This is a genomic window from Thiobacillus sp., assembly GCF_013693775.1.
Classification (GTDB): domain Bacteria; phylum Pseudomonadota; class Gammaproteobacteria; order Burkholderiales; family Thiobacillaceae; genus Thiobacillus.
In genome coordinates this window covers 3,385,809-3,402,593 of sequence record NZ_CP059257.1, presented here as the reverse complement: position 1 = coordinate 3,402,593, position 16,785 = coordinate 3,385,809, and the positions used below count along the sequence as shown (strand labels likewise).

15 protein-coding genes are annotated in these 16,785 nt (G+C 63.0%); 7 read left to right on the top strand and 8 right to left on the bottom strand.

All coding sequences use genetic code 11. The features are described 5' to 3' along the window. Positions 1–65: 65 nt before the first annotated feature. Positions 66–206, top strand: coding sequence for a hypothetical protein (locus HZY77_RS16860; protein WP_296633636.1), 141 nt, complete (start codon positions 66–68; stop codon positions 204–206). Between the two features lie 72 nt (positions 207–278). On the opposite strand, the gene HZY77_RS16855 is transcribed toward HZY77_RS16860, so the two are convergent. Together HZY77_RS16855 and HZY77_RS16850 are read right to left on the bottom strand one after the other, a co-directional pair. Next, positions 279–482 (bottom strand): hypothetical protein, encoded by a 204-nt coding sequence (locus HZY77_RS16855; protein WP_296817329.1) that lies wholly within the window; start codon positions 480–482, stop codon positions 279–281. A 117-nt stretch (positions 483–599) separates the two neighbouring features. Further along, positions 600–1,637: an aldo/keto reductase gene (locus tag HZY77_RS16850; RefSeq protein ID WP_296817326.1), complete on the bottom strand. Its 1,038-nt coding sequence runs from the start codon at positions 1,635–1,637 to the stop codon at positions 600–602. A 211-nt stretch (positions 1,638–1,848) separates the two neighbouring features. Between HZY77_RS16850 and HZY77_RS16845 the strand changes: the two genes are divergently transcribed. After that, the gene (locus HZY77_RS16845; RefSeq protein WP_296817323.1) at positions 1,849–3,093 is read left to right on the top strand and encodes an HDOD domain-containing protein; all 1,245 of its coding nucleotides are present in this window, start codon (positions 1,849–1,851) and stop codon (positions 3,091–3,093) included. Positions 3,094–3,146: 53 nt separating this feature from the next. Here the strand turns inward: HZY77_RS16845 and HZY77_RS16840 are convergent, their stop codons facing one another. Next, positions 3,147–3,371 (bottom strand): cupin domain-containing protein, encoded by a 225-nt coding sequence (locus HZY77_RS16840; RefSeq protein WP_296817320.1) that lies wholly within the window; start codon positions 3,369–3,371, stop codon positions 3,147–3,149. A 427-nt stretch (positions 3,372–3,798) separates the two neighbouring features. On the opposite strand from HZY77_RS16840, the gene HZY77_RS16835 reads away from it, so the two are divergent. Next, on the top strand, positions 3,799–4,869 hold the full coding sequence (locus HZY77_RS16835; RefSeq protein ID WP_296817318.1) for a GGDEF domain-containing protein: 1,071 nt from the start codon (positions 3,799–3,801) through the stop codon (positions 4,867–4,869). Positions 4,870–4,907: 38 nt separating this feature from the next. On the opposite strand, the gene HZY77_RS16830 is transcribed toward HZY77_RS16835, so the two are convergent. Continuing rightward, a complete protein-coding gene (locus HZY77_RS16830; RefSeq protein ID WP_296817315.1) occupies positions 4,908–5,501 on the bottom strand; it encodes a hypothetical protein in 594 nt (197 codons plus the stop codon). Positions 5,502–5,625: 124 nt separating this feature from the next. Between HZY77_RS16830 and HZY77_RS16825 the strand changes: the two genes are divergently transcribed. The 3 genes from HZY77_RS16825 (at position 5,626) to HZY77_RS16815 (ending at position 10,384) form a co-directional block, all read left to right on the top strand. After that, a complete protein-coding gene (locus HZY77_RS16825; protein WP_296817312.1) occupies positions 5,626–6,195 on the top strand; it encodes a YSC84-related protein in 570 nt (189 codons plus the stop codon). 301 nt (positions 6,196–6,496) lie between these two features. Continuing rightward, entirely contained in the window at positions 6,497–7,813 is a 1,317-nt protein-coding gene (locus HZY77_RS16820; RefSeq protein ID WP_296817310.1) for a cation:proton antiporter, read from the top strand. A 216-nt stretch (positions 7,814–8,029) separates the two neighbouring features. Beyond that, entirely contained in the window at positions 8,030–10,384 is a 2,355-nt protein-coding gene (locus tag HZY77_RS16815; RefSeq protein WP_296817307.1) for a Tex family protein, read from the top strand. A gap of 18 nt (positions 10,385–10,402) precedes the next feature. Here the strand turns inward: HZY77_RS16815 and HZY77_RS16810 are convergent, their stop codons facing one another. From HZY77_RS16810 to HZY77_RS16795, 4 genes are all read right to left on the bottom strand, one after another. Continuing rightward, positions 10,403–11,290, bottom strand: a complete 888-nt coding sequence (locus tag HZY77_RS16810) for a hypothetical protein (protein ID WP_296817302.1) — start codon at positions 11,288–11,290, stop codon at positions 10,403–10,405. A gap of 497 nt (positions 11,291–11,787) precedes the next feature. Next, positions 11,788–13,104, bottom strand: a complete 1,317-nt coding sequence (locus tag HZY77_RS16805; protein ID WP_296817299.1) for an HD domain-containing phosphohydrolase — start codon at positions 13,102–13,104, stop codon at positions 11,788–11,790. Positions 13,105–13,254: 150 nt separating this feature from the next. Next, positions 13,255–14,199 (bottom strand): RNA methyltransferase, encoded by a 945-nt coding sequence (locus HZY77_RS16800; RefSeq protein WP_296817296.1) that lies wholly within the window; start codon positions 14,197–14,199, stop codon positions 13,255–13,257. Positions 14,200–14,536: 337 nt separating this feature from the next. Beyond that, a complete protein-coding gene (locus HZY77_RS16795) occupies positions 14,537–14,893 on the bottom strand; it encodes a nuclear transport factor 2 family protein (RefSeq protein ID WP_296817293.1) in 357 nt (118 codons plus the stop codon). 481 nt (positions 14,894–15,374) lie between these two features. Between HZY77_RS16795 and HZY77_RS16790 the strand changes: the two genes are divergently transcribed. Then, the gene (locus HZY77_RS16790) at positions 15,375–16,781 is read left to right on the top strand and encodes a PLP-dependent aminotransferase family protein (protein ID WP_296817290.1); all 1,407 of its coding nucleotides are present in this window, start codon (positions 15,375–15,377) and stop codon (positions 16,779–16,781) included. Positions 16,782–16,785 lie beyond the last annotated feature (4 nt).

The window sequence follows — 16,785 nt, the reverse complement described above, 5'->3', positions numbered from 1 at the left end:
GCGGCATCCTGCGCCGCCCTGCTTCCGCTATTGTTGTTTGGCCTGGCGCCCATTATTGTTCAGGTATGAAACCCAACTATCAGTACGAAAAACGGCAACGCGAGCTGGAAAAGAAGAAGAAGAAAGCTGAGAAGGCGCTCAAGAAAGCCACGGTGCCCGAGACGCCTCCGGCACCGGAGACCGTCGTTCCACAGGACAGAACCTAAGGATCGACGCCTCGGGGTTGGCGGGCGTGCATGGTCGGCATCCGCATGCCGGCATCTGCAGGGGCCTGTCCGTTACGTGTCGTGCTCGCGCTGGCTCGCCTGCCACTGCGCAAACCGGACGCGGATTTCCGGCATTGTCTTGGCCTCATCAAGCAGTTGATGAATTGCCGACAGCCCGCAGTGGGCATCGATCAGCGTCTGCAACATATCCAATAGTTCCGATTCCACGATATCGCTTCGTTCGGCGTGCGGTGGCGCATTTCTGGCCGTCATCATGACGCACCTCCTGAGTGATCCAACGATCAGGGAGGTGCGATTACCATGCCAGAAAACTGGTAAGTTTCCACCACAGCGAATGCGCGCACCGGACAGTGCGAACAGCCTGCCCCGGGTTCAGGGTGCCGGATTGGGGAACTGCAGGTGGATGCGTTCGATATCCGCCAGGATGTCAGGGCTCAGCCCGGTCTGGCGCGCCGCCAGATTCTCCTGCAACTGCGCCATCGTGGTGGCGCCGACGATCGTACTGCCGACGCACCAGCGGTTATAGACGAAACCCAGTGCCAGCTGGGTGGGCGTCAGGCCATGCCGCCGGGCGAGCGCCGCGTACGCGGCCACGGCCGGCGCCGTGTTGGGCTTGCCATAGCGGCCGGCGAATCCGGCGAACAGATTCACCCGCCCTGGCGTTTTCGGGTCATCCAGGTATTTGCCGGACAGCACGCCGAAGCCGAGCGGCGAGTAGGCCAGCAAACTGACACACTCGCGGAAACCGATTTCGGCCAGGCCGTTTTCCCAGGTCCGGTTCAGCAGGCTGTAGGCGTTCTGGACCGAAACCGGGCGGGGCAGTCCCAACGCATCGGTCAGCCGCAGCACCGTCATCAGCCCCCACGGCGTTTCGTTGGACAGTCCCCAGTGGCGAATCTTGCCTGCCCGGATGAAATCGGCCAGCGCGGCCAGGGTTTCCTGCAGTGGAACGGTCTCGCGCTCCTGAGTCGGGTCGAAATGATAGTGGCCGAACATGGGCACATTGCGGTCGGGCCAATGCAACTGATAGAGATCGACGTAGTCCGTCTGCAATCGCTGCAGCGATCCATCGAGCGCCTGCTGCAGGTTCGCCCGGTTGAAATCGAGCCGACCTTCCCGGATCCAGTCCAATGCCCGGCCCGGGCCGGTTGCCTTGGTTGCCAGGACGATGCGGTCGCGGGCCTGGCGCTTCAGCCAGGTGCCCACATGGCGTTCGGTCAGCCCCGTCGTCTCCGCCCGTGCCGGTACCGGATACATCTCGGCAGTATCGAAGAAATTGACGCCCTGACCCAGGGCATAGTCCAGTTGGGCATGCGCATCGGCCTCGCTGTTCTGCTGCCCGAAAGTCATGGTGCCAAGACAGACAGATGGGACGGACAGGTCGCTGTTGCCGAGAAGGATTGCGTTCATCTGGAAAGATAGGCCTCAAGTTCTGCGGGGACGCGCCGCTACCTCGTCTTGCAAAGCGCACGAAGATGCAGCGATACGTCTCTGACTCCCGCCACGGTGATGGGTTCGGACGACACCGCATTCAGCACTCAGGCCTCCGGGCGATGTCGACGAACTGAATGCTCTGCCGAGAACGATACAAACACAAGTCTTGCGAGGAGACTGGATGGGCATGGAAACCTTTCTGGCGCGGCAACCCATTGTGGATGCCGAACATCGCCTGTTCGCCTACGAACTTCTGTTCAGGCAATCGATGGCCTCCGTTTCGGCCCAGATCAGCAGCCAGCTGCAGGCCGGCGTCAGCGTCATCAGCAATACCCTCTGTCTCGGCCCCGACTGGCTGCTGCAAGGCAAGCTCGCCTTCATCAATCTGGACGAAGCCACCCTGATGAGCGATTTCGTCTGCCTGCTGCCACCCCAGCACGTGGTCTACGAAATCCTCGAGACCGTCCCCGTCTCGTCGGTGCTGATCGCCCGCATCCGGGAACTCCGGCAACTCGGCTACCGTTTCGCCCTGGATGATTTCGTCTGCCTGGAGGAATACCGCCCGCTGCTGCCGATGGTCGACTTCGTGAAACTCGGCGTGCTCGAACAGCATCCCGAANAAACCGTGGAAATCCTCGCGCACATCCAACGCGACTTCAACGGCCAGTTCATCGCCGAGAAGGTCGAGACCCGCGAGATGTTCGAACTCTGCCGCAACAGCGGCATCCAGTATTTCCAGGGCTATTATTTCGCCCGCCCGGAGAATCTGGCCAACAAATCCATCCAGCCGGGCCAGCTGGCCGTACTCGACCTGATGAACAAGGTCAGCAGCTGCGAAGACCTGAGCGACATCGAAGAGCCGCTACGTCGCAATGCCGCGCTGACCCTGCGTCTGCTGCGCTATGCCAATTCCGCCGCCGCTGGACTCCAGCAGCAGATCCATACGGTGCGCCAGGCCCTGACCCTGATCGGGCTGAAGACGCTGTATCGCTGGCTCGCACTGTTGCTGGTCACCGCCAAGCCGACGCCCACCAACGCCCTGGCGGCGCGGACAGCCGTGACGCGCGGCCGCATCTGCGAGCTGCTCGGCCAGTCCCGGCTCGACCGCCAGGCCCAGGACGAATTGTTCATCACCGGGTTGTTCTCCNTGGCCGAACCGCTGATGGAAATCCCGCTTGCCCGGCTGCTCGAACGGCTCCCGATGCCCGATGCCGTCGTCCAGGCCCTGCTCCACCAGACAGGGCCTTATGCCCCTTTCCTGAAACTCGCGGAGGCGTCGGAACGCGGCGATTTCGAGCGCATCGCCCGCTACGCCAGCGACATCGACTCCAGTCCGGAAGAAGTCAATCTTGCCCAATTGCAGTCACTCGCCTGGACCGAAGAGCTGACCAGCGAAGCCAGCCCTGTTACGGACGAATCTGCTTATGGCTGACCGTTTACGATCCCGCCTGCCATGAAAAAGCGCTCCCCGGATCCGGAACGCGATCAGGCTGGCCGGCGATCCGTCACCGGCAAATGACCTGTCTTGACGAAGATCGTACACCCCGTGCGGCTGTAGGGTTGGTGGCGGCTCATGTGCTGACTGCGGATCCAGGTGCCTGCCGGGTAACGACCGTATTCGTCTTCGAACACGCCGGACAGGACCAGGATTTCCTGACCCTGCCCCTGCCTGGCCAGCTCGAGTACACATCCCGGTGCGCACCGTACCACGCCGGTTGTCTGGGCGCTCTACGCGTCGACGCGATCGAGCTGCTTGCAGTCGCCTCGCGCGCCATCCGTCGCCAGCCATGCCATCGCTTCCGTATCCAACCCGATGCGTGCGTTCAAATCGGCGTTCATCACCTTATACCCTTTCACATCTGCTGCCCTTGAGAAAACGTATTGTCCAACCGCCATACGCGCACGATAAAGCCATTTCTGGAGGGCTGGCATCAGGAAAAACGATGGGCATTGAGTACCGGCTCCATCGACCCCGTTCCACGGGAAGTCACATCGAGCTGTTATTCTGCCATTTCATTTTATTGGGCGGGATACCGATACCTATCGGACATCATTGATTCATTTTACCGGCCCAGCCCCAGGTAGCTGCTGCATGACAGAGATCCCGCCGCATAGTTTATTTCGACGCTGGCCCTTGATGGGCGTGGCGCCCGAGGACTCGGAAGATCTCCGCCTGAAGAAAGCGGTGATGACGATCATGTCCACCAGTATCGCGTTTCCGGCCATGTTCTGGGGCGTCTTCTATCTGTACAACGGTTACCCGTTCTCCGGCGCCATTCCACTCGCGTATTCCGTCATTTCCTTCAGCAGCATTCTGCACTTTTTCAAGACCCGCCACTTCGCCTTCTTCTGCTTCAGCCAGCAACTGCTCATCCTGCTGGTTCCCTTTCTTCTGATGTGGAGCCTGGGCGGCTTTGCCAACGGCAGCGTGGTAATGATCTGGGCCGTCTTCGCGCCACTGGCGGCCTTGTTCTTCATCAACCTGAAGGCAGCAACGCACTGGATGCTGGCCTTTCTCGCCCTGCTCGTCTTCTCTGCGCTCCTCGACCAGACCTTTGCCGCCCATGCACTTCCAATGCCGGCCGGGCTCAACACCATCTACTTTCTCCTGAACCTCGGTGGCGGTTTCATCCTGATTGCGATCATGCTGTATTACTTCGTCAAGGATCGTGAATCCGCCTATACGAAGCTGCAGCAAAGCGAGACGCACATCCGCGAACTGATGCTCACCGACCCCCTCACCGATGTGGCGAACCGGCGGCACCTGGATGGCAGGATGGTCATGGAACTGAACCGCCAGATGCGCTATGGCCCGCCCTTGTCCGTCATCCTGACCGACATCGACTGGTTCAAGCGCATAAACGATACGTATGGACATGCAGTAGGTGACACTGTGCTCAAGGCATTTGCCAACCATCTCAGGGGTAGCCTCCGCGCCAGCGATTTCGTCGCACGGTATGGCGGGGAAGAATTCGTGCTGCTGCTGCCCAACACCACGATCGAGGATGCGACCGCCCTGGCAGAGCGGATACGCGACACAACCAAGCAGCTCCTGTTCGAGCAGCTTGAACTGCGCGTGACGGCCAGCTTCGGCATAACGGCTGCCCGGCCCGGTGAGACTATGACAGAAGTCCTGTCGCGTGCCGACGAAGCCATGTATCAATCCAAATCCCATGGCCGGGACCGGGTCAGGGTGCTGATGGAGTGACCCGGATGCGGGCCTCGTCGAATCGCCGAGCGGCCGGCTCAGCGTATTGCGAGATGCTGCACCCACACCAGCTCGCAGGCACCATTGCCCGAGTCGCTGCGCGTCATCGAACTGTTCCAGTGCCAGCCGTCCGGCCCCTGCACGCGCACGAGATAACCGCTCAGCGCGACGATCTGACCCGTGCGCACCGCGCCCAGGCGCCGCTTGATGTCGTCGTTTGCGGGAATCATGTGCATGTTCGCGCTATGCTCGACGATGTCCACCGGCGGAATCGGCGGCGCGCCCGACCAGCGATAGAAATAGAAACGGCTGCCCTGGCTGATCTGCAGGCGACCCAGCACTGCACTATCCGACATCGGCCCCCAGCCCAGTGCGAGATCCACGGGAGACAGATCGGCTTCGCGGCCCGCATGATAGGCCTCCGTCGCGAGCACGCGGGCTTGCAGCGAAAACGTCGCAACCGGCATGATCCGGTAGTCCGCCACCGAGAATGCCGGCAGACCCGACCGGTCGATCTGCACCGGGTCATCCGGCGCAAGGATGCCCGCGGCATGGTCGACAGGCCGCGTGGAAAAATGATTCCACGCACCGGCAGCGATGGCAACGATGAGCAGGACTGGAACGAGTCGCATGGGGTGGGCAGAAGTGATGAACGCGTCCCTGTATCGGACAGGACCGTCGCGCGATTGAGTTGTCCACTGATTCCCCGTACTGCACTACACTGCAGCTATCAATCCTGTACGAAGGAGAACGTCCATGAATCCCACGATTGCGGCACGACGGAACCTCGTTCCCGCCCTCATGCTGACAACCCTGGCAGCCTTGTTCCTCGCCGCCNCCCGAGCGCACGCGGCCAGCGCGGCCGAAATCGATCACGAAGTCGACGCGACGCTGAAGGCCTTCCAGAAGATCGAAGGCGCCAAGGCCTATCTCGGCATAGCCAAAGGCGCGCTGGTGTTTCCCAAAGTCTACAAGGCAGGCATCGGAATCGGCGGCGAATACGGCGAAGGCGCGCTGCGGGTAGGCGGAAAATCCGTCGCCTACTACAGCACCGCCGCCGCCTCCATCGGCTTCCAGCTGGGTGCGCAAGCCAAGAGCATCGTCGTCCTCTTCACCAACGAATCCGCCCTCGACAAATTCCGCGCAAGCGAGGGCTGGAAAGTCGGCGTGGACGGATCCGTCGCCCTGGTGGATCTCGGCGTCGGCAAAGCGGTCGACACCAACAATATCAAGGATCCGATCGTCGGCTTCATCTTCGGCCAGAAGGGCCTGATGTACAACCTGACCCTGGAAGGCTCGAAGTTCACCAAGCTGGACAAGAAATAATCCCGTCACGGACGGGATGGGGATCGCCAAGGAAGTCTGGCGCTGCAGTGGAATCAATGCTTGAAGCCCGTGATGGCGTAAACTCGCCCGTCAAGTACGAAGAGATCCTCAGTCGCCCTGGCCGAGGAGTCCAGACGGACTGACGGAGTCGATCCCGCCTGCGCCACTATCCACAAAACCTTCCGAAAACCAGGGGCAATTCACTCCGCCCCTTTGCTTTTTCTTGATCGCCACATCCTGTTTACAAACCCGCAGCCGCGGAGCGTGTCTCAAACAGGCCCCACCCAGAGCAAGGCAAACAATGACTGACGCACAGTGGTTCATCTTCGTGGGCAGCCTGCTGCTTTTCATGGGCGTGACGTTTACCGTCCTCAAACGCCTGCCGGTCACATCGGCCATCATCTATCTGGCGGTGGGGCTGATCATGGGGCCCACGGTCCTCGACCTGTTTCATTTCAATCCGCTCAAGGAATCGGCACTGCTGGAAGTGCTGACCGAAGTCGCGGTGCTGATTTCCCTGTTTTCCGCGGGGGTCAAAATGCCGGTGCCGTTCGGGTTTGCGCGATGGCGCGCGCCCGTTTTGCTGGCAACGGTATCGATGGCGGTCAGCGTCGGCTTGATCACGCTTTTCGCGTATTACCTGCTCGGCCTGCCATTGGGTGCGGGTGTGCTGCTGGGTGCGATCCTGGCGCCAACCGATCCGGTGCTGGCAACGGACGTCCAGAGCCGCCATCCAGGCGACCGCGATCAATTGCGTTTCACGCTGACCTCCGAAGCCGGCATGAATGACGGCACCGCCTTTCCGTTCGTGATGCTGGGTATGGGCTTGTTGGGGCTGCATGAAATCGGCGATTTCGGCCTGCGATGGGCCGTAGTCGATGGACTGTGGGCAACGCTGGGCGGCATTGCCATCGGCGTGGCCGCGGGGATCGCGCTGGCCTATCTGGGATGGACGCTGCGCGGCGAGCATCACAGGCACGAGCTGCTGGATGATTTTCTCGGGCTTGGCCTGATCGGCCTGGTATACGGCTTGAGCGTCCAGGTCCATGCGTGGGGATTTCTGGCGGTTNTTNTCGCTGCCGTTGCATTGCGCCAGACCGAACTGAAACTCGCCAACACGCCCAAGCGTTCCCCAGATTCGCACTCTGCCCTGGAAATCAGGCATACCGATTCGACCAGTCCCGACCCTGACGTGTCACCCACCGTCAGCCAAGGGGCGCTCATATTCAAGGAACACCTGGAACGCCTGTCGGAGCTCATGTTGGTCCTGCTGCTGGGCGGGACGCTTTATCCCGATTCATGGAGCTGGCGCGCGGTGGGATTGGCGCTGTTCCTGTTCATGGTGGCACGTCCGGTCAGTGTTCTCATCGGCCTGCTCGGCACCCGCACATCCTGGCGCATGTACGGCATGACAGGCTGGTTCGGGGTGCGCGGCATCGGTTCGCTTTATTACCTGATGTACGCCATCCAGCACGGGCTACCCGAACCCCTGGCGCTGGCGCTGATGCAATTGACGCTGATCGTGGTTACGCTGTCCATCGTGATGCATGGCATCAGCGTCAAGCCGCTCATGGGCCGTTTCTGGCGACGCAACAAGCGTCGTTCAATGCCGGCCTGAGCAGGCGGGATTGGCAAGCGTCCATGAATGGCCATGCGTCTTGGCGCTTGGCATGGTCGATACATGAGTTCATGCAAAGGCCGCATTGATGGGAACGTGCGCCACGGGTATCTCACACCTCGCAATGATTTGAAGATATTCGGCATAATGCGCAACCTATATGTTTCGTCCATCAGCCTCGCGACGTAGAGGCTGGCTCATTCAGTCACCCGAACCATGCTCCCTTCCATCGAACATCGACTCGCCACCGAGATCGCGGCCAAACCTGCACAAGTGGCCGCGGCCATTGCCCTGCTTGACGAGGGGGCGACGGTGCCCTTCATCGCGCGCTATCGCAAGGAGGCGACCGGCGGACTGGACGATATGCAACTTCGCCTGCTGGAAGACCGGCTGCGCTATCTGCGCGAGCTGGAAGCGCGTCGCGCGGCCATCGTCGAGTCGATCACCGAACAAGGCAAGATGACGCCGGAGTTGTTGAAGGCCATCTCGCTGGCGCCCGACAAGACGCAGCTGGAAGATCTCTATCTGCCTTACAAGCCGAAGCGGCGCACCAAGGTGCAGATCGCGCAGGAAGCCGGACTGGAACCGCTGGCCGACGCCCTGCTGGCCAATCCGATGCTGAATCCGGAGGAGCACGCGGCAAACTACCTGCGCGAGCCCTTCACGACCGAGCAGGGCGACAATCCGGGCGTGCCGGACGTCAAGGCTGCGCTCGACGGCGCGCGGCAGATCCTGATGGAGCGTTTCGCCGAAGACGCCAGCCTGTTGCAAGCCCTACGCGAATACGTGCAGGCACACAGCGTCGTCGAATCCAAAGTGCGCGAAGGCAAGGACGCGACGGCGGAAAAATATGCCGACTACTTCGATTATTCAGAATCCCTGACCACCATCCCGTCGCACCGTGCGCTGGCACTGTTCCGTGGACGGCGCGAGGAGATGCTAGACGTGCGGCTGCGCCTCGACAGCGAGGAGGAACGCCCGGCCTGGAGCGCGCCGCTCAATCCGTGCGAGACGCGCATCGCCAGCCGCTTCGGCATCCAGGACCAGAACCGCCCCGCCGATCGCTGGCTGATGGACACGGTGCGCTTCACCTGGCGCGTGAAGAGCTTCATGCACCTGGAACTCGAACTGATGGGTGCGCTGCGCGCCCGCGCCGAAACCGAAGCCATCCAGGTATTCGCACGCAACCTCAAGGACCTGCTGCTCGCCGCCCCCGCCGGGCCGCGCGCCACCATGGGGCTCGATCCCGGCGTGCGTACCGGCGTGAAAGTGGCAGTGGTCGACGAGACCGGCAAGGTGGTCGACACCGCCGTGATCTATCCGCATCAGCCGCGGAATGACTGGGACGGCTCGCTGCATACGCTGGCCAGGCTCGCCGAGCAACACCGCGTCGCGCTGATCGCCATCGGCAACGGCACGGCCTCGCGCGAAACCGATAAACTGGCGCGCGACCTGATCAAGCTGCGTCCTGAACTGAAGTTGACCAGCATCGTCGTCTCCGAGGCCGGCGCGTCGGTCTATTCGGCATCCGAATTCGCCTCGCGCGAACTGCCCGATATGGACGTCTCGCTACGCGGCGCGGTGTCCATCGCTCGGCGGCTGCAGGACCCGCTGGCCGAACTGGTAAAAATCGATCCGAAGTCGATCGGTGTCGGCCAGTACCAGCACGACGTCAGCCAGTTCGAGCTGGCGCGCTCGCTCGACACCGTGGTGGAGGACTGCGTCAACGCCGTGGGCGTGGACGTCAACACCGCCTCCGCGCCTCTGCTCGCGCGTGTCTCCGGCCTCGGCAACAGCGTGGCGCAGGCTATCGTCGCGCACCGCGACGCCACCGGAAAATTTGCCAGTCGCGCGCAGCTGCGAGACGTGCCGCGCCTGGGCGAGAAGACCTTCGAACAGGCGGCGGGCTTCCTGCGCATCATGGGTGGCGACGACCCGCTCGACGCCTCCGCCGTCCACCCCGAATCGTATCCGCTGGTGCAAGCGATCCTCGCCGACATCCAGCAGGACATCAAGGGCGTGATCGGTAACGGCAGCCTGCTGAAGTCGCTCAATCCCTCCAAGTACGCCAATGAGCAATTCGGTATACCCACCATCAGCGACATCCTCAGGGAGCTCGAANAACCCGGCCGCGACCCACGCCCCGAATTCACCACAGCGGCGTTCAGGGACGGCGTGGAAACACTGGCCGACCTCAAGCCCGACATGATCCTGGAAGGCGTCGTCACCAACGTCGCCGCGTTCGGCGCGTTCGTCGACATCGGCGTGCACCAGGACGGCCTGGTCCACATCTCCGCCCTGTCCAACACTTTCGTCAAGGACCCGCACAGCGTGGTCAAGGCCGGGCAGATCGTGAAGGTGAAGGTGCTGGAGATCGACGAGAAGCGCAAACGCATCGCGTTGACGATGCGGCTGAGCGATGCGGCAGCGCCGGTGGACAGGAAGCCACCAGCGGCGCCGCGCGACAATCGCAGCCAGGGCAAACCGACGGGCGGCAAACCCAACCGTGTACCTGCTTCGGCGCCCGCAGGGNGCGCGATGGCCGCGGCGTTCGCCAAGCTGAAAAGCTGAGCCCGGATTCGAGTCCCGCTACCCGGGCTGCGCCTGTTTGGTCAATGCCCGGATAAAGCCGACCAGGTCGGCAAGGAACATGGCGATGGCCGCCCCCAGCTGCATGATCTTGGCGGCCATCGTCGCGCCGCCCGTTCCGATCAACAGCAGGACCGACGCGACAAGCTGGATGATCGCAACCGCATAGTCGATCCATGACAGGGATTGCAGGAAGGTTCCGACGACGGTCTTCAGGTTGGTGGTGCCGCGCAGCCAGAACAGCACCTTCTTGATCAGCTCCAGTTTTTCTCCCAGCTGCTCCAGCCGTTTCAGCTCCCGCACGGCAGTGGGGTTCATCACCTTCTTGAAGAATCCGCCCAGCGGTCCTTGCAGGCTCTTGGCCATCTTGCTTTTCTGCACCGCGACGCTCACGCTGGCCGCGGCAGCGACGATGCCCAGTACGTCGATGACGAGAAAACAGCCGTACAGGATGGCATCGGCGTTGGCCGCCACCATGGGGGCCGAGTCCATGCTCCCCGATATGGTCAGGATGCGTTCGCCATCGAGCAGGTAGACGTAATTGCCGTTCTCGACCCGAGTTTCGTAATTCACCTTGAGCGTATCGGCCAGCGTCGTGTCGAGCGTGGCGCCGATCGGCGCCGCGATGCCGCTGACGAGCGTCGCCGTCGCCTGGGCTTTGGTGAGATTCTTTTCACTGACGGCCTTCTGGAAGTCCGCATCGTCAGCGAACTCGGCCCAAGCCGCGGCTACCGCAGCTTCCGGCGTATCGGGCGGCGCCGCCATGCCCATGACCATTTCCTCCAAGGTCAACGCCTGCGGCGGCTGCAGCATCAGCGCGATGGTGTCTTCGGCAAAAAAATCCGCGGCATATTGGATGCCGGTACTGTGGAAAGTCGTCAGAACCATGGGCTTACTCCTTGTCTGGTTTTTCGGATTGTGTCGCGCCACCCCTCTCATACCAGGCAAAGCGGGTGCGAAACCAGGCCGTTCATCGATGCTTGTATGGTCTGGGTAGGGGCAACCCGGGCTGGGGGAAAAGGTGTCCGATCCCGTTTTCTTGTAGGTAGTCAGCACGGATTGAATACACGGCGGTTGCAGCGGCCGGTGCGCCAGGTCGTCGAGGATACTGTAGGTCAAATGCTCGGGAAGGGATATACAACTTTAGTCGTAGTCGGGCGGTCGTCCTGCCGCATCTGGCGGCGCAAAAACCCCGAAAACTCGCCCGGCGGATTCTGTCTGCGCGCGGGAGACTTCAGGGATCCACCGTACGATCCGTCCCGAATTCGAATGCGATGTCCTCGCGCATCGGGTCCGCATCGGCCATCGCCATCGACTTGTTTCTTGCGCGCATGGCGCACGCGACAGCCGCAGGCCCTCCCTGCCGCGAGAGCGGCAGGGAGGGCCTATCCGGCGTGATCGAGCGTGTCGACCAGTTCCGCGAAAAGAGCCTGGGTTGCGGTGTCCTGCTGCGTCAGTTGCACCACCAGGTCGCGCGCGATGTCGCGCAGGCGCCAGCTCAACTCGCGCGAGACGACCTCAAGCTCGAACAGGATTTCCGGACGACTATCATCGATTACCTGTTGCGGCTCCACCAGACAGGCGCCCACGCCGCTTGAGGCAAGCGAGCGCCAGATCACGTCGATGCGGTCGGCGACCCGCTGCTGGGCATCGAGGACTCCTTCTTCTGTNGCCTGCGGCGACGATGCGATCGCCGCGCACTTGGCGAGCGCATCCTCCAGCGTCCGATGCAAGGTGTTCAGGCGGGGCTGCTGTTCCGCCAGCGATCGCACGCTACCAGGCCTTGATGCCTGCGGCGTCGCCTGCACAATGCGGCTGACGATCGACACGACCTCTGCCTCGAACTCGCGCGGGATGATTCTCAGCGCCAGGCAGGCGCGCTGCAGTGCGTTGTCCGGCCGCATGAAGATGCCACCCAGCATCTCGGCAGTGGCGACGAAGCTGCCCTCGCGGCTGATCTGCCGACCGGCATGACGATGCGGATAGCCGCTGCCGTCGAGACGCTCGTGATGCTCTCCGACCGCCCGCGCCACTCTCGGCGGGTACGAAGTCTGCTCCGTCAGCACCATCTGCCCCACCTTGGGATGCACGATCACATGTTTCCATTCCTCCGGCTTCAGGTGCGCGTCGGATCTAAGGTAGGCCGGGTCGAGATACATCTCGCCGATGTCGTGCAGCAGCCCGGCATGCGCGATCGTCAGCACGTCGTCTCGCGGCAGTTGCGCGCGGTCCGCGAGGACCATCGCGATCAGCCCGACCAGAACCGTGTGCCTGAAATGCCGCTGCCCCTCGCTCTTGTAGGCCATGGTCAGCAGGGTCGTCATGCTGCTGTTAAGGCGGATGCCGCCGAGCGCATCGAGCAGCATCCGCCGCGTGGCTGTCTCCGCTGCGCAGGCTTGCAGCGGCGGCAGTTCGTCGAGCAACTGCTCGGCCATTTCCCGCACTAGCGCGATATCGACGCCGTCCGTTATGCTCAGCGTCATTTCCAGCGGCTTGCGCAGCTTGCGGCGAATCAGACGTTCCTGCATGCCGGGCGCTAGCTTGGCGCCTTTNGCGATCAGCTTCATGCCCTGGACGTCGTAGATGTCCTCACTCGCGCACACGTCGTAGCGCTCGCCCAGGTCGATCGCACGTTCTAGATAATGAGGATTGACTGTACTCTGCCCTTCACCCGCCGTCCCGCCCTGGTGGATCTCGTTCATCATTTTTCTCGTCGCATTGTTCGAGGTACCTGCACCTCGCCTCTACGGCGAAACCCGTCGATTCCTAAAGTGTCGACTCTTACGATGTCCCGTATTCCTAGTCACACCAAGGTCAGTATTATCGTACTAGCCTGATGTAGCCGTGCCACGTCAGGCACCAGCTATGTCCAGCGCGCGGGCTCGCAGCTGTCCGCAACCGCCCTCGACATCCTGCCCCGCAGAGTGGCGCAGCTTGGTGAGCACGCCGCGCATATGCAGATGGCGCGCCATCTTGGCGGCGCGTTCCCAACTCGGGCGACGAAAGCCATCGCCGTCGGTCGGGTTGTAGGGAATCAAATTCATCACCGCATACTTACCGGCCAGCAATCGTGCGATCCCGTCCAATTCGGCATCGCCGTCGTTGATGCCTTCGAGCAGCGTCCACTGGTACTGGATCGGGTAGCCGGTACGGCGGGCATAGGCCTCGCCCAACTCGACCAGTTCGACCGGCGCGATGTCGGGCGCCTTCGGCAGCAGTCGGCGGCGCAATTCCTGGTCCGTAGTGTGCAGGGAAAGCGCCAGCGCTGGCTTCACTCTGGACAGCGGCAGGCGCTCGAACACGCGCCGGTCGCCGACGGTCGAGAAAACCAGGTTCTTGTGGCCGATGCCACCTTCCACGCCGAGCAGCTCGATGGCCTCCAGTACGTTGTCCAGATTGTGGGCCGGCTCGCCCATGCCCATGAACACGACCTTCTTCACCGGGCGGCGGCTGCGCGCCAGCACCACCTGCGCGACGATCTCCGCGCTGGAGAGCTGGCGCAGCAAACCAGCACGGCCGGTCATGCAGAACACGCAGCCCACCGCACAGCCGACCTGGGTCGACACGCACACGCCGTCGCGCGGCAGCAGCACGCTTTCCACCGTCTGGCCATCCGCCAGTTCCACCAGCAAACGCGCCGAGCCATCCTCGCCGGCATGCTCGGAATGCACCCGTGCGAGCGCATTCAGCTCATCGAACAAACCGGGAAGCGCGTGACGCACCGACAGCGGCAGAAAATCCTCTGCACGCCGGCGCTTGTTATCGAGCGGGCGTACCTGAACCCACGCCCGCAGCACGCGCCCNTCATGGCAGGGCGCAGCGCCGAGAGCGCGAAGACGTTGTCGGAGTTGGGGAGTCGCATGGCGGGGCGGATGGTAGCACGGGGAATGCCGGCGACTGCGGAGCGGCTTGGCCGCCATCGGCCATGTGTCGAGCAAGCCCTCGGAGCGTTCCCGTCCTACGCGCAGGCTACCCGACACCATCCTTCAAGCCGGTCGCGGCATTTGAATCAGAACAGTCACTGCCCCAGGTCCTGGCCCGTGGTCTCTGCGGCCTCGTGAATTGAAGCGAACCCGAACTGAACCCACGCCGTTCGGCCCGGGAATTCGCGCGGTAGAACGGACACTGCCCGCGCTACGGCAGATAGTGTGCCGCCGCCCGCTCGACCAGGCCGCCGGCATCGAAGAACAGCACTTCGATCACGGGACCACGCACGCCGTTGTAGTGAATCGCCACGCTGTCCACCCCGGCAAACGTCGCCAGCAGTTCGAAGCGCAGGTCAGGGAAACGCGACAGGGCCTGCCTCCAGTAGTCCCCCACCGCGCGTTTTCCCTTGAGCACGCCGCTCGGTTCGCCCGCGATCACGGCGATATGTGGGGAAGACATCACGAAGTCCTCGCTGTAGTGCGACAGTATCCGGTCCAGGTCATGGCTGTTCCAAGCTTCGATCCATTCCTTGCCGAATCTGTCGGCTTGCGCTTTCGTGATCACGTGTCCTCCTGTTCCAGATGAGCGTTCCCAATCGTCGTGCCGAAATCAGCAGCCGACGCAATGCGCCCGCCCGGCGTTCCCTTCGGCCATAGCGGACCGCGTACATGATGCCGCCCCGATCCACGCCCAGGTCATGCAGTGCCCGGTCGCTCAACGCACCGAGTTCGGATTCGGCCCGCCGGCAGGCCATGGCAACGGTCAGGCGCCGCAGGATTCTGCCTGCAACCCTCCGGATATAGCGCCTGCGCAAGGCAGCCGCCCGGCGCACAAGCTGCCGGACATCCGCGCTGCCTTCCTGTCGTATGTTGCCATCCATGCCCGGAATACTAGGCAGGCGCGGCGCCTCGATACAGATGCAGAAAAACCGATTTCATTAGGTTACAGTTGCATCCGGAGGCCAACTGTAACCATCGGGATCGGCTTCGCGTGTACTGCATCGGGGCACGGCGCTGGCCCTACACTGGCGAGACAGGAGGCTGCCATGAACTTGTACGAAAACCTCGCGACGCACGTGAAGAACGCCATCCGCCAGGGCGTGTACCAGCCCGGCGACCGCCTGCCCTCCGTCAGACGGCTGTCCGAACAGCACCGGGTCAGCCAGAACACGGCGGTATCGGCCTACCGGCTGCTGGAAAGCCATGGCTGGCTGGAAGCGCGGCCGCAATCCGGATTCTTTGCGCGCCACCCCGAATCCTCGCTGCCCNCCGCGAAAGGCAACGACAATGCCGAAGGTCCCTGCACGGTCAGCGTCACCGAGGTCGCCCTGCGCCTGTGCCGCAACGCGCTTCAACCCGACCTGGTTTCGCTGGGCGCGGCCACGCCCCACCCCGGCTATCTGCCGCTGGGCGACCTGCGCGCCGCCTTCAACCGCAGCCTGCGCGACAGCAACGATGTCGCCAGCCGCTACAGCTTTCCCNCGGGCGAAGAACCCNTGCGCATCCGCATCGCGCAGCGCGCCGCCGAACGCGGCTGTGCCTTCGGTCCGGACGACGTGGTCATCACCGACGGCTGCCAGGAAGCCCTGAACCTCGCCCTGCGCGCCGTGGCCAAGGCCGGCGACATCATCGCCATCGAGAGCCCCGCCTTCTTCGGCACCCTGCAGACGATCGAGTCGCTGGGCATGCAAGCGCTGGAAATCCCCAGCGACCCGGTCACAGGCATCAGCCTCGACGCCCTGGCCTTGGCGCTGGAACGCTGGCCGGTCAAGGCCGTGGCGGTGGTGAGCAATTTCAGCAACCCCACCGGCAGCCTCATGCCCGACGCCCACAAGACCCGGCTGGTGAAAATGCTCGCCGCGCGCGGCATTCCGCTCATCGAGGACGATATCTACGGCGACCTCGCCCACGGCCGCACGCGGCCGCGCCCGGCCAAGGCGTACGACCGCACGGACAACGTGCTGCTGTGCGCCTCGTTCTCCAAGACCATCGCGCCCGGCTACCGGGTCGGCTGGATCGTGCCGGGCCGCTGGCGCCAGGCCGTCGAACACCTCAAGTACGTCAGCACCCTGTCCAGTGCCACCCTGCCGCAGCTGGCCGTGGCCCGCTACCTGGCGGACGGCCGCTACGAACGCCACCTCAACAAGGTACGCCGCTCCTACGCCGACAACCTGGCGCGCATGCAGGCGCACATCGCCCGGCATTTTCCGGCCGGCACCCGGACCTCGCGCCCCGACGGCGGCTTCGTGCTCTGGGTCGAACTGCCGGAGCACATCGATACGCTCGCCCTCCACGACAAGGCGCTACAACAAGGCATCAGTTTCACCCCGGGCAATCTCTTCTCGCCGCAGGGCCGCTATCGCAACTGCCTGCGGCTGGCCGCTGCCCTGCCCTGGGACACACGGGTGGAACAGGCGCTGGAAGCGCTGGGCAAACTCGCCCGGCGCGCCTGACCCG

What these genes read in the sequence shown, in the direction of transcription:
- HZY77_RS16855 (WP_296817329.1), bottom strand. Translation starts at nt 482, where the DNA reads ATGATGACGGCCAGAAATGCGCCACCGCACGCCGAACGAAGCGATATC.
- HZY77_RS16850 (WP_296817326.1), bottom strand. Translation starts at nt 1,637, where the DNA reads ATGAACGCAATCCTTCTCGGCAACAGCGACCTGTCCGTCCCATCTGTC.
- HZY77_RS16810 (WP_296817302.1), bottom strand. Translation starts at nt 11,290, where the DNA reads ATGGTTCTGACGACTTTCCACAGTACCGGCATCCAATATGCCGCGGAT.
- HZY77_RS16830 (WP_296817315.1), bottom strand. Translation starts at nt 5,501, where the DNA reads ATGCGACTCGTTCCAGTCCTGCTCATCGTTGCCATCGCTGCCGGTGCG.
- HZY77_RS16835 (WP_296817318.1), top strand. Translation starts at nt 3,799, where the DNA reads ATGGGCGTGGCGCCCGAGGACTCGGAAGATCTCCGCCTGAAGAAAGCG.
- HZY77_RS16860 (WP_296633636.1), top strand. Translation starts at nt 66, where the DNA reads ATGAAACCCAACTATCAGTACGAAAAACGGCAACGCGAGCTGGAAAAG.